This is a genomic window from Mycolicibacterium grossiae (assembly GCF_008329645.1).
Taxonomy (GTDB): Bacteria; Actinomycetota; Actinomycetes; order Mycobacteriales; family Mycobacteriaceae; genus Mycobacterium; species Mycobacterium grossiae.
The window spans coordinates 835733-848210 of sequence record NZ_CP043474.1; the positions used below are offsets into that span (position 1 = coordinate 835733).

At 71.0% G+C, this 12478-nt stretch carries 11 protein-coding genes and 1 pseudogene; 6 read left to right on the forward strand and 6 right to left on the reverse strand.

The window, feature by feature from the left end:
• Nucleotides 1–40: 40 nt before the first annotated feature.
• Both FZ046_RS04105 and FZ046_RS04110 read left to right on the forward strand, forming a co-directional pair.
• Entirely contained in the window at nucleotides 41–1549 is a 1509-nt protein-coding gene (locus FZ046_RS04105) for an ABC transporter permease subunit (protein ID WP_083298541.1), read from the forward strand.
• Nucleotides 1546–2334 (forward strand): amino acid ABC transporter ATP-binding protein, encoded by a 789-nt coding sequence (locus FZ046_RS04110; protein WP_070355790.1) that lies wholly within the window; start codon nucleotides 1546–1548, stop codon nucleotides 2332–2334. Before FZ046_RS04105 ends, FZ046_RS04110 begins: the two co-directional genes overlap by 4 nt.
• Nucleotides 2335–2365: 31 nt before the next feature.
• Here FZ046_RS04110 and FZ046_RS04115 read toward each other — a convergent pair whose 3' ends face one another.
• From FZ046_RS04115 to tgt, 4 genes are all read right to left on the reverse strand, one after another.
• On the reverse strand, nucleotides 2366–3688 hold the full coding sequence (locus FZ046_RS04115) for an acetyl-CoA hydrolase/transferase family protein (RefSeq protein WP_070355789.1): 1323 nt from the start codon (nucleotides 3686–3688) through the stop codon (nucleotides 2366–2368).
• Nucleotides 3689–3698: 10 nt separating this feature from the next.
• Nucleotides 3699–4904, reverse strand: coding sequence for a saccharopine dehydrogenase family protein (locus FZ046_RS04120; protein ID WP_070355788.1), 1206 nt, complete (start codon nucleotides 4902–4904; stop codon nucleotides 3699–3701).
• 64 nt (nucleotides 4905–4968) lie between these two features.
• Nucleotides 4969–6195 (reverse strand): cytochrome P450, encoded by a 1227-nt coding sequence (locus FZ046_RS04125; protein WP_070355787.1) that lies wholly within the window; start codon nucleotides 6193–6195, stop codon nucleotides 4969–4971.
• A gap of 41 nt (nucleotides 6196–6236) precedes the next feature.
• Nucleotides 6237–7442, reverse strand: a complete 1206-nt coding sequence (gene tgt, locus FZ046_RS04130) for a tRNA guanosine(34) transglycosylase Tgt (protein ID WP_070355797.1) — start codon at nucleotides 7440–7442, stop codon at nucleotides 6237–6239.
• Between the two features lie 182 nt (nucleotides 7443–7624).
• Here tgt and FZ046_RS04135 point away from each other — a divergent pair, with 182 nt between their 5' ends.
• The 4 genes and pseudogenes from FZ046_RS04135 (at nucleotide 7625) to FZ046_RS04145 (ending at nucleotide 10790) form a co-directional block, all read left to right on the forward strand.
• A complete protein-coding gene (locus FZ046_RS04135; protein ID WP_070355786.1) occupies nucleotides 7625–8125 on the forward strand; it encodes a lipoprotein LpqH in 501 nt (166 codons plus the stop codon).
• Between the two features lie 135 nt (nucleotides 8126–8260).
• Nucleotides 8261–9700 (forward strand): PE-PPE domain-containing protein, encoded by a 1440-nt coding sequence (locus FZ046_RS04140; protein ID WP_125939833.1) that lies wholly within the window; start codon nucleotides 8261–8263, stop codon nucleotides 9698–9700.
• A gap of 139 nt (nucleotides 9701–9839) precedes the next feature.
• Nucleotides 9840–10082 (forward strand): annotated as a pseudogene (locus FZ046_RS27785) (GNAT family N-acetyltransferase); the annotation flags it as partial.
• Nucleotides 10083–10253: 171 nt separating this feature from the next.
• Nucleotides 10254–10790 carry a TetR/AcrR family transcriptional regulator gene (locus FZ046_RS04145; RefSeq protein ID WP_246183004.1) on the forward strand — a complete coding sequence of 179 codons (537 nt, stop codon included), beginning with the start codon at nucleotides 10254–10256 and terminating at the stop codon, nucleotides 10788–10790.
• A gap of 3 nt (nucleotides 10791–10793) precedes the next feature.
• Here FZ046_RS04145 and FZ046_RS04150 read toward each other — a convergent pair whose 3' ends face one another.
• A complete protein-coding gene (locus FZ046_RS04150; protein WP_070355784.1) occupies nucleotides 10794–11543 on the reverse strand; it encodes an SDR family oxidoreductase in 750 nt (249 codons plus the stop codon).
• A 30-nt stretch (nucleotides 11544–11573) separates the two neighbouring features.
• Nucleotides 11574–12356, reverse strand: coding sequence for an SDR family oxidoreductase (locus FZ046_RS04155; protein ID WP_149484190.1), 783 nt, complete (start codon nucleotides 12354–12356; stop codon nucleotides 11574–11576).
• Nucleotides 12357–12478 lie beyond the last annotated feature (122 nt).

Here is a 12478-nt window from a genome sequence, read left to right on the forward strand (position 1 = left end):
AACGCTGTGCCGCCGCCCGGATCCTTGCTAGCGTCCGCCGGTGCGCCTACGAAGATCGCTGCTCGCCGTCCTGGTGGTCGCCCTGCTCGCGGGGTGCGGCTCCTCCGGGAGCGGCAGCGAGGACCCGATCGCCTCGGCCGGGGTGCTGCGCGTCGGCACCGAGGGCGTCTACGCGCCGTTCAGCTATCACGATCCCGCGTCCGGCCAGCTCGTCGGCTACGACGTCGACGTGGCCAGGGCCGTCGGCGAGAAGCTGGGCGTCCGCGTCGATTTCGTCGAAACCCCGTGGGACTCCATGTTCGCCGCCCTGGAGGCCAACCGGTTCGACGTCGTCGCCAACCAGGTGACCATCAACCCCGAGCGGCAGGCGAAGTACGACCTTTCGCAGCCCTACACCGTCGGGGAAGGGGTGATCGTCACCCGCGCCGACGACGACTCCATCACGAACCTGGCCGACGTCAAGGGCAAGACCGCCGCCGAGAACGCCACCAGCAACTGGTCGCAGATCGCCCGTGACGCCGGCGCCCGCGTCGAGGCCGTGGAGGGCTTCACCCAGGCGATCACCCTGCTGAACCAGGGCCGCGTCGACGTCGTGATCAACGACAGCATCGCCGTCTACGCCTACCTCGCCGAGACCGGCGACACCAGCGTCAAGATCGCCGGTCAGGTGGGCGAGAAGAGCGAGCAGGGGTTCGCGGCCCGCAAGGACAGCGGCTACCTCCCCGAACTGAACCGCGCCCTGGACGAGCTGCGCGCCGACGGGACGCTGACGTCGATCTCCCAGAAGTACCTGCGCGCCGACGCCACCGGCGGTGCACCGCAGGCCGGCGGCCCACCGCAGGCCGGTCCCGGCCCGCCGGGCGGGGCACAGGAGCCGCCTGCGGTGCGCTCGGCGTGGCAGCTGATCGCCGACAACCTGTGGCCGCTGGCCAAGGCCGCGTTGACGATGACGATCCCGCTCACCGTCATCAGTTTCGTCGTGGGCCTGGTGATCGCGCTCGCCGTGGCGCTGGCGCGGCTGTCGTCCAACGTCGTGCTCAGCAACGTCGCCCGTTTCTACATCTCGATCATCCGCGGGACGCCGCTGCTGGTGCAGCTGTTCATCGTGTTCTTCGCACTCCCGGAGTTCGGGGTGCGTATCGACCCGTTCCCCGCCGCGGTGATCGCGTTCAGCCTCAACGTCGGCGGCTATGCCGCGGAGATCATCCGCTCGGCGATCCTCAGCATCCCGAAGGGTCAGTGGGAAGCCGCGGAGACCATCGGCTACCACTACGTCGGTGCGCTGCGGCGCATCATCCTGCCGCAGGCCGCCCGCGTGGCGGTGCCGCCGCTCTCCAACACCCTGATCTCGCTGGTGAAGGACACCTCGTTGGCATCGACGATCCTCGTCACCGAACTCCTACGACAGGCGCAGATCGTGGCGGCGCCGACCTTCGAGTTCTTCGCGCTCTACGGCACGGCGGCGATCTACTACTGGGTGATCTGCCTGGTGCTGTCCTTCGGGCAGGCCCGCGTGGAGCACCGACTGGAAAGGTACGTGGCGAAGTGAGCGACGGCGACGGCACCGAGGCCGCCCAGGCCACCGACTACCGCGTCACGGCCGAGGGCGTGGAGAAGGCGTTCGGCGACAACCGCGTCCTGAAGGGCGTCTCCTTCCGGGTGGCCCGCGGCACGGCGACCACCATCATCGGCCCGTCCGGCTCGGGCAAGACGACGCTGCTGCGTACGCTCAACGCCCTGGACCGGGCCGACGCCGGCGTGATCCGGGTCGACGACGTCGAGATCGACTTCGGTACGCCCACACCAAAATCCGAGGTGCGCCGGTTCCAGTCGCGCAGCGGCTTCGTCTTTCAGGGCCACAACCTCTTCCCGCACAAGACGGTGCTGCAGAACGTGGTCGAGGGTCCGGTCTACGTGCAGAAGCGGCCGCGCGACGAGGTGGAGGCCGAGGCGCTCGACCTCCTCGAGCAGGTGGGGTTGGCCGAGAAGCGCGACCAGTACCCGTTCCAACTGTCCGGCGGTCAACAGCAGCGCGTCGGCATCGCCCGGGCGCTGGCACTCAAGCCCAAGCTCGTGCTGTTCGACGAGCCGACGTCCGCGCTGGACCCAGAACTCGTCGGCGAGGTGCTGTCGGTCATCAAGGACCTCGCGGTGCAGGGGTGGACCCTGGTGATCGTCACCCACGAGATCCAGTTCGCCCGGCAGGTGTCCCAGCAGGTGCTGTTCACCGACCAGGGCGTGATCCTGGAGCAGGGCACCCCGGAGGCGGTGCTCGGCGATCCTCGGGAGGAGCGCACCCGGCAGTTCCTGCGGCGAATCCTCAACCCGCTGTAGGCATTACGTCGTAGGCACTACCTCGAAGGGGTCACGCGACCGGCGAGCGGCCGTGCGCGGCACGGGCCGCGGCGGCCAGCAGGTCGTCGCGGAACCGCGGGTGTGCGACGGCGGCCAGGGCCTCGCCGCGCTCGCGCACCGTCTTGCCCTCCAGCTCGGCGGCGCCGTACTCGGTGACGATCACGTCGACCTGATGGCGCGGCGTCGTGATCACCGCGCCCGGACCGAACCACGGCACGATCCGCGACCTCGGCTCGCCGTCGGCGGTGGAGTAGGTCGAGGGCAGGCAGATCAGCGACCGGTCGGACAGTTCCATGCCGGCTCCGGCGACGAAGTCCTCGGCGCCGCCGATGCCGCTGAACTGGCCGCCGTCGATGGTGTCGGCGACCACCTGGCCGTGCAGGTCGACGGCGAGCGCGCCGTTGATGGTGACCATCGTGTCGTTGGCACCGATGACCTCCGGCGCGTTGACGATCTCCACCGGCAGGAACGCGACGTCGCGATTGTCGTCCAGCCAGGCATACAGGTCGTCGGAGCCGAACGCGAACGTCGTGACGCTGATGCCGTCGTACTGACCCTTGCGGGCGTTGGTCACCTTCCCTGCGCGGTGCAGGCGCATGCATCCGTCGGTGAACATCTCGCTGTGCAGTCCGTAGTCGCCGCCGTCGCCCTCGGCGAGCAAGGTGGCGATCTGATTGGGGATCGACCCGATGCCGGTCTGCAGCGTGGCGCCGGACGGGACGTAGGCCACGGTGTGCTCGGCGATCGCCTCGTCGACGTCCGACGGTGCGGCGTCCCCGCCCGGCAGGGCCAGCGGCGGTTCCGTCGAGCGCACCAGCACGTCGATGTCGTCGACGTGCAGCGCGTGCCGGTACCCGCCGTGACCGTACGTGCGGGGATACGCCTCGGACGCCTCCACGACCAGCAGCCGATCCGGATCGGTTGCTGCGCGCCGCAATTCGGCCACGGTACCGCCGGCGTGCAGCGAGAGCGAACACCAGCCGTCGGCGTCCGGGGCCGCTGCCACGGTCGTCACGACGCGCGGCGCTTGGCGCTGCAGCAGCGGACCGAACCGGCGGAAGTCCGCCGGGGTGAATTCGACGTCGGCGTCCGCGTCGCGCAGTGCCCGCTCCAGCGGCCCGTAGAAGCCGGACGTGTAGCGCACGCCGGGGCGGGTGAACAGCTCGGTGAGGACGGCGAGCAGCGCGCCGTAGACCCGCAGGTCGGTCCAGTCGGTGCGCTCGCCGAGCGCCCGCAGGAAGGCCGGCGGCTGTCCCGGCCCGAGCGGGATGCCGAGGGTGTCGGACGGGTGGAGCAGTGCGGCGGCCTGCTCGGCGCTGAGCTCTTCGGGCACGGGCGTGACGCTACAGCTCCCGCTGCCCCCACGGGGACCCGTAGGCGGTGAGCAGGTCGAGGAACGGCTGCGCGGGGAACGCCTCGGGTCCGAGGACGCCGCTGCCGGACCAGGTGCCGTCGGCGAGCAGCTCCATTGCGACGACGGGGTTCACGGCCGTCTGCCACACCACGCACTGGTGGCCGTACTCCGCCATCGACCAGGCGTTGTCGACGACGTGGTACAGGTACGTCGAGCGCGGGTTGCCGTCCGTGCCGGTGCCGGTGACCCACAGCCCGGCGCACGTCTTGCCGGTCATCTTCGGCCCGAGCGTCGCGGGGTTCGGCAGGCACGCGGCCACGACGTCGCGTGGACTGACCTCGACCCCGGCGACCGACACCTTCTCGGTGCGGTCCAGCCCCAGCTTGTGCAGCGTCTTGAGCACGTCGATGAACTCCTCGCCGAGCCCGTACTTGAACGTCGCGCGCTTGCAGTCGATCCACCGCGGCATGAGCAGCACTTCCTCGTGCTCCACGTTGACGCACTCGACCGGGCCGATGCCCTCGGGGAAGTCGAACACCTCGGGCTCGCTGAAGGGCTCGGTGACGAACCAGCCGCGGCCGGCCTCCCAGATCACCGGCGGGTTAAGGCACTCCTCGATGGTGGTCCAGATGGAGAAGGACGGGGCGAAGTCGTAGCCCTCGACCCGAAGGTTGGCGCCGTCGCGGGTGCCCAGTTCGTCGATCTCGGAGAACAGCTCGTCCGCGGCGTAGCGCGCGAACACGTCCGACAGCCCCGGCTCGACGCCCATGCCGACGAGCGCCAGCCGCCCGGCGTCGCGCCAGGAGTCCTCGGCGGCGAACTGCTCGTCGCCGAGCTTGACGCCGACCTCCTCGTAGGGCTTGTCCGGGTGGCGCCGGGACAGGCTCATCGCCATGTCGAGGTAGTCCGCACCGCCGGCCAGCGCGCCCTCGAACAGCGGCATGACGAAGCGGGGGTCGACGGCGTTCATCACGTGGGTGATGCGGTGCTCCCGGACCAGCGCGGCCACCGCGTCGGACGACGTGGCGTCCACCCGGTCGGCGGTGAAGCGGGGATCCCGTACGGCGTCGGCGGCCTGCCGGGCGCGGGCGGCGTCGTAGTCGCAGACGACCACCGCCTCGAAGAAGCTCCGCCGCGCCGCGATGGCGCAGAACGCGGACCCGACACCGCCGGCACCCACCAGGAGTATGCGCATGGCGGCGATCCTAGTGCGATTTCGGCGCGCAAACGTTCGTTCAGCGAACGTTTCCGCGCCGAAATCACCGGATGGCGACCGAAAGCGAAGACATGCCGCGCAACGTCAGGTTCGGCTTGTAGACCGGTTCACCGGCCAGCCGGGCGGCCGGGAAGCGCGCCGCGGCCGCCGACAACGCCACCGCGGCCTCCAGCCGGGCGAGCGGCGCACCGAGGCAGAAGTGCGGCCCCTTGCCGAAGCCGAGGTGCCGGATGGCGCCGCGGTCGGGGTCGAAGACGTCGGGTTCGTCGTGCGCCGCCGGGTCGCGGTGCGCGGCGGCGAGCAGCAGCATCATGGTGTCGCCCCGGGGCACGTCGACGCCGCCGACCGTCATGTCCTCGCCCGCGATGCGCATCGCCAGCTGCACCGGCGGATCGAAGCGCATGGTCTCCTCGACCACCGCCGACACCCGCCCGGGATCCTCGGCCAGGGCCTGCCACCGCCGGGGCTGACGCAGCATGGCCAGCATGCCGTTGGCGATGAGGTTCACCGTCGTCTCGTGCCCCGCGATCAGCAGCAGGTTGCACGTCGCGACGATCTCCTCCTCGGTCAGCTGGTCGCCGGCCTCCTCGGCGGCGATGAGCCCGGAGATCAGGTCGTCGCGCGGCGCCGCCCGGCGCCGGTCGACGAGATCGCCCAGGTAATCGCGCAGCCACTGCCCGGCCTGCAACCGTTCCTCGACGCCGCCCGGCGCCTCGCCGGTGACGGTGATGAACGGGTCGAGCGCCTGCGCCAGGATCGCCGACGCCCGGCTGAACTCCGGTTCGTCCTCCAGCGGGACGCCGAGGAGGCGGCAGATCACCGCGACGGGAAGCGGGTACGCGAGATCGGCGACGACGTCGAGGGAGCCGCGCGCGGCGGCCGCGTCGAGCAGGGCGTCGACCATCGAGGCGATGTCCGGTTCGAGCGCCTTGACCACCTTGGGCACGAAGGCCTTGCTGACGAGCTTGCGCAGCCGCGTGTGGTCCGGCGGGTCGAGGAACAGGAAGCCCGGCGTCCCCAGCGGTCGCACGACCTCGCCGTCGGCCATGCGGCGCTGCACCAGGGTCGACTTCGTCCCGTCGCTGGCCGACGCCGGGTGGCGCAGCACGTCGTCGCAGTGGGCGAACGACGAGAACACCACGAGGTGCCCCTCGGGCAGGAGCAGCGGCCCGCTCTCGCGGATCTCCCGGTACACCGCATACGGGTCGGCGCGGTTGGCCGGGTCCAGCAGCCGCCCGAGCATCGTCTGCGCCTCGGCAGTGGTCGTCATCCCGCTATTGTGCACGCGTTCAACGAGGGTCCGCATCGCTCCTAGTGGCGTGCGTAGTACCGGCCCAGCACCTCGTCGCGGAGGTCGTCGAAGCTGCCGGCGGTGATCGCCTCGCGGATGCGGTCCACCAGATGGATCACGAAGCGCTCGTTGTGAATCGTGCACAGCGTCGAGGCCAGCATCTCCTTGGCCTTGAACAGGTGGTGCACGTAGGCGCGGGTGTAGTGCGCGCACGTGTAGCAGTCGCATTCCGGGTCCAGCGGTGCCCAGTCACGCTTGTACCGCGCGCCCGTTATGTTGTAGCGACCGTCGGCCGAGTAGACCGCTGCGTTGCGGGCCACCCGCGACGGCGACACGCAGTCGAACGTGTCGGCGCCCGCCGCGACGGCGGCGAAGAGATCGTCGGGCTCGCTGATGCCGAGCAGATGCCGCGGCTTGTCCTCGGGCAGTTCGTCGGTCACCCACCCGACGATCGTGGCGAGGTTCTGCTTCTCCAGCGCACCGCCGATGCCGTAGCCGTCGAACCCGTTGCCGTCGGCGTCGCGGATCTCGGTCAGCCCGCGGGCGGCGCGCCGACGCAGGTCCTCGTACTGCGCACCCTGCACGACGCCGAACAGCGCCTGGTACGGCCGGTGCGCCCGGGCGCGGGTCTGGCGGCGGTGCTCGGCGAGGCAGCGCACGGCCCACTCGTGCGTCCGCTGCACCGACGTCTCCTGATAGGCACGGGTATTCACCAGCGTCGTCAGCTCGTCGAAGGCGAAGATGACGTCGGCCCCCAGCTGATGCTGGATCCCGATCGAGACCTCCGGGGTGAAGCGGTGCGTCGACCCGTCGAGGTGCGACCGGAACGTCACCCCGTCGTCGTCGACGTGGGCCAGCCGCTCCTTGCCCTCGGCGATGACGTCGTCGGCGCGGACCCGCTCGGTGTCCATCGCGAGCACCTTCTTGAAGCCCACGCCCAACGACATCACCTGGAAGCCACCGCTGTCGGTGTAGGTGGGTCCGGGCCAGTTCATGAACGCACCGAGGCCGCCCGCCTCGTCGACGACGTCCGGTCCCGGCTGCAGGTAGAGGTGGTAGGCGTTGGCCAGGACCGCCTGAGCGCCGGCGGCCTGCATCGCTTCCGGCAGCACCGCCTTCACCGTGGCCTGGGTGCCCACCGCGACGAAGGCGGGGGTGTGCACGTCGCCGTGCGGGGTGTGGATGACGCCGACGCGACCGGCACGGTCGGGCAGCTGCGCCGACACCTCGAAGAACGGACGGGCGGGGGCGTTCACCGCGCTACGTTCTCACATCCCCGATCGGACCGGCGAACCCCGAGGCCGAAGGGCATTTTGGCGATTCGTCCGGTCTCGCCTCGACCGTGCCGCCATAGTCATGGGGACGGCCCGTTGATCTTGATGGGTCGCACTAACAAGGGAGAACGGTTGTGAAGCGTGGTGTGCTGATTGCCGCCAGCAGTGGGGTGCTCCTCATCGCCGGCCTGTCCGGATGTTCCTCGGGCGACTCGTCCTCGAGTGGGTCGTCGTCGGAGAGTTCCTCGTCCTCGTCCTCGTCCTCGTCCTCGTCCTCGGCGTCGTCGTCGGCGTCCGGCGGCGCCACCAAGGTGACGGTCGACGGCCAGGAGCAGCAGGTGAACGGGCAGGTGGTGTGCGGGACGATGGGCGGCAACGTGAACATCGCCATCGGCCAGGGCACCACCGGCATCGCCGCCGTCCTCGGCGACGGCGACAACCCCACGGTGACCTCCGTCGGCCTCGGCAACGTCAACGGCGTCACCCTGGCGGTGGGGGCCGGCGTCGGCGACGCCACGGCCGTCAAGGACGGCAAGAACTACAAGATCACCGGCAACGCCTCCGGGGTGGACATGTCCAACCCCATGGCCGGCGCGGTGACCAAGCCCTTCGAGATCGACGTCACCTGCCCCTGACCGCAGGTCAGGGCATTGATCGAGACGGCGGCGACGCAGCGGGGAAGCGTCGCCGCCGTTTCACGTCCGGGCCGCGCCACCCAGGCGTAGCGTGCACCTCGAGCAACGTCGCTCGACGGTATCGGGGGATGCGTGGTGGGCAAGCACACGAACAGCGGGGCCCGACGGACGGGGACGCGCGCCGCCGCGGCACTCGGAGCCGTCGCACTGTCCTCGGCGCTGGTCCTCGGCCACGCCGGCGGTCCCGAGATCGTCGATGCGACGGTGCGGTTGACCAACGCGGTGATCGGCGCCGGTGGCCGTGACGACGGCACGGGCGCCCGCCTCCTGGCAAAGCTGCAGGGCAAGGCCAGCCCCGCCGGCTACGACTACGACCCGATCACCTACCCCGCCACGATCAACCTCGCCTACAGCCGCGACGTCGGCGTGCCCGTCATGCGCGATGCCATCACCGCGCACGCCGCCGAGCCGTCGATCGTCGTCCTCGGCTACTCCGAGGGCGCCCTGGTGGCCGAGCGGGTGCGCGAGCAGCTGCAGTCACTCCCGGTCGGTACGGGTGGCGCACCATCGGAGCACCAACTCACCTTCGTCCTGATCGGGGCGCCGTTCGCACCGAACGGCGGTGTGTACGACCGCTTTCCGGGATTGTCCCTCCCGTTCGTCATCGACCCGATGCGCCCGGCGGCCCCCACCCGCTACGACACCGTCTACCACGCCATCGAATACGACCCGTACGCCGACTTCCCGGCCTACTTCAACCCGCTGTCACTTCTGAATGCCGCACTCGGCGTGCGGTATTCGCACTCCGACGCCGCCTACGACCAGATCGATCCGGCGTCGACGCCGAGCACCACGACGACGGTGACCAACACCGCGGGCGGTCACGACACCTACGTGCTCTACCGCAGTGCGACGCTGCCCCTGCTCGGGCCGATCCGGGAGGTCGCCACGCTCCTCGGCCTGACGCCGTTCACCGAGCCGCTGCTGCGCGCCGTCGAACCCCTGCTGCGACTGGCCGTCGACATGGGCTACACCGACCGCACCCACGCGACCGTCGCGACCCCCACGCCGTTCTCCTTCGTCACCCCGCCCGGCAGGGTGATCGAGACGCTCCTCGGCGTGCCGGAGGCGCTTCGGGAAGGGGTGCGCAATCTCGTCGGTGGCAGCCCCGCCCCGGCGCCCCCGGTGACGACCGCCCGAACGCCCGTCCCATCGCCGGACGCGACCACGTCGGCCTCCGATACCGACGTCGAAACGCGTTCTGCGACAACTTCTTCAGTCGATGGCCCGCCCGCCGGACGGCGGCACCCGACGCTGGTCGCCGACGGCAACAAGGTCACCCCGGACGGTGCGCCCGCGGCACCGGCCAGCCACGTCGGGACGGCTGGTCCCGGCGACGCGCCGGCCGCACTGGAGCAGGAGCCGGCCGCCGGTGGCCACGGCGACGACGTCCCGTCCGGAGACGACGCCGATGCGCCGGGCACGGCCCCGACCAACACCGCTCCGACGAACACCGATCCTTCCGGCACCGGTGCCCCCGACGGAGAGGGCGACGCCGGGCAGGAGGCCGCCTGACGGCACGTGCACTACGGTCGGCGCCATGACCCAGCCGGAGCTGCGGCGTGCCACCACCGCGGACCTGGCGGCGGTGACCGCTCTGGTGCACGCGTCCTTCGCCGGCTACGTCGAGCGGATCGGCAAGCCGCCGGCGCCGATGCTGGCCGATTACGCCGCGGTCCTGCGCGACGGACGGATCTGGGTGCTCGATGGGCCCGACGGCCTCGTCGGGATGCTGGCGACGCTGCCGCGCGCCGACCACCTGCTCCTCGACGTCGTCGCCGTGGCGCCCGAAGCCCAGGGCGCAGGCCACGGCGCCCGCCTGCTGGCCCGGGCCGAGCGCGACGCCGCCGAGCGCGGCCTGGCCGAGATACGGCTCGTCACCAACGAGGCGATGACGGAGAACATCGCCTACTACCCACGGCGGGGCTACACCGAGACCGGCCGTGGCGTCGAGGACGGCTACCGCCGGGTGTTCTTCCGCAAGCGGCTCCCGCAATCACCGCCCGCTGGCGGCGTGCTGCCGGGCACCGCGCGGACGGCGGCCCAGCACCGCATCCTGGACGCCGCGATGGACCTCGTCGGCGAGCACGGTGTCGGCGGGACGTCGCTGCAGATGATCGCCGACGCGGTCGGCGTCACCAAGGCCGCCGTCTACCACCAGTTCAATACGAAGAACGAGATCGTCATCGCGATGACGGAGCGCGAGCTCGCCTCGCTCGTGGAGCCGCTGGCTGACGCCGAGGCCGAGCCGGACCGCACGCGTGCCAGGACGGTGCTGCTCCTGCGCGTCATCGACGTGGCGGTGGCCCGGCGCCGGTGGATCGGCACGCTCACCAACGACCCGGTGGTCGTCCGTCTGCTGAGCGAGCATCCGCCGTTCACGGCGTTCGTCGGCCGGTTGTACGGCGTGCTGCTCGGCGAACGGGACGACGCCGGAGCCAACGAGGCGGGCGCCGACGACACGGAGGACCGTGTCGCAGCGGCCGTCGTGTCCGCGGCCATCGCCGGGTCGGTGGTCAACCCGGTGGTGTCCGACGTGGACGACGACACGCTGCGCACGGTCCTCGGTCGGATCATCCGGCGCGTCCTCGATCTGCCCGGCTGACACTCACTGCGCGCTGGCGGCCGGCCGTACGACGATCTCGTTGACGTCGACCTCGCGGGGCTGGCCCACGGCATAGGCGATGGCCGCTGCGATGGCCGACGCCGGGATGGCCGCTGCCCGGTAGGCCTTCATCGCCTCCCGCGCACCGGGATCCGTGATCGATTCCGCCAGTTCGGATTCGGTGACACCGGGCGAGACGAGCGTGACCCGCAGATCACCAGAGGAGGACTCCTGCCGCAGGCCCTCGGTGATGGCACGCACCGCGAACTTCGTGGCGCTGTACACCGCCGAGGTGGGCACCACCTCGTAGGCGCCCACCGAGGCGACGTTCACCACGTGTCCGCTGCCCTGTTCGGTCATGACGGGAAGGACGGCGTTGATGCCGTGCAGCACGCCGCGCACGTTGACGTCGATCATGCGGTTCCACTCGTCGACCTTGCGCGCCGCCAGCGGCGACAGCGGCATGACGCCCGCATTGTTGACGAGGACGTCGACCCGGCCGAAGCGGTCACGTGCCGCGTGGACGAAGCGTTCCACGTCGGCCGCGTCGGTGACGTCGAGGCCGGCGAACGCCGCTTCGCCGCCGTCGGCCGCAATGCGCTCGACGAGGGCCTGCAGTCGGTCGGTGCGGCGCGCGCCGAGGAACACGCGGTGTCCGTCGGCGGCGAGCCGCAGTGCGGTGGCCTCCCCGATGCCGCTGCTGGCGCCGGTGATGAGGACGACCAGGGTGCTGGTCTCGTGGATGTCGGACATGTCGATCTCCCTTCCGCCTGACGGCGGTTCTCAGATGGCCTGCTCGGTCGGCAGGATGGTCACTTCGGTGAGGTTCACGTGCCGCGGCACCGATGCGATGAACGCGACGGTCTCGGCGACGTCGGCCGGGCGCAGGACGTCGATCTCCGCGATGAGGTCGGCCATGAGCTTGGTCGCGTCCGGGTCGGTGACGTGGTCGGGCAGCTCGGTGTCGACCATGCCGGGCTCGACGGTGGCGACGCGCACCCGCTTGCGCCCGAGTTCGACCCGCAGCAGTCGGGTGAGCTGGCTGAGGTAGGCCTTGGTCCCGGAGTACACGGAGAACTTCTCGAGCACCCGGGTGGCGGCGATCGACGACGTGGTGACCAGGTCGGCGGCGCCGCCGTCGGCCGCAGCGGCCACCAGGTGCGGCACGAAGGCGCCGATCGTGTTCATCACCCCGGAGACGTTGAGGTCGATCTGGCGCTGCCAGTCGTCGGTCCGCAGCTCGTCGATCGCGGAGACGAGCTGGACGCCGGCGTTGGCGAAGACCAGGTCGGGGCGACCGAGGTTGGCGGACACCCGCTCGGCCGCCGCCGCGACGGCGTCACGGTCGGTGACGTCGAGCGCGAGCGGCAGCGCCGTGCCGCCCGCGGCGGTGATGCGGCCGGCCAGCTCCTCGAGCCGGTCCGCGCGCCGTGCGGCCACGGCGACGGCGGCGCCGAGTTCGGCGAGCCGCAGGGCGGTCGCCTGCCCGATGCCGCTCGAGGCGCCGGTGACGACGGCGGTGCGGCCGGCCAGCGGCGCGCCGGCGATGACGGTGGTCGTGGACATGTCGTACTCCTCTCGGATGTGATGTGCCTGCGGTCGACACAACCAGTTCCGAGGCCCTCGACGGAGGCTCAGACCTGCCCATCCGATCGGGGGAAGGAATGGGCCACCTTCGCCCGCTGCGG

Bases quoted from the DNA above. Each gene is read 5' to 3' on its own strand.
- FZ046_RS04155 (WP_149484190.1), bottom strand. From the start codon at position 12,356: ATGTCCACGACCACCGTCATCGCCGGCGCGCCGCTGGCCGGCCGCACC.
- FZ046_RS04150 (WP_070355784.1), bottom strand. From the start codon at position 11,543: ATGTCCGACATCCACGAGACCAGCACCCTGGTCGTCCTCATCACCGGC.
- FZ046_RS04125 (WP_070355787.1), bottom strand. From the start codon at position 6,195: ATGACGACCACTGCCGAGGCGCAGACGATGCTCGGGCGGCTGCTGGAC.
- FZ046_RS04120 (WP_070355788.1), bottom strand. From the start codon at position 4,904: ATGCGCATACTCCTGGTGGGTGCCGGCGGTGTCGGGTCCGCGTTCTGC.
- FZ046_RS04145 (WP_246183004.1), top strand. From the start codon at position 10,254: ATGGACCTCGTCGGCGAGCACGGTGTCGGCGGGACGTCGCTGCAGATG.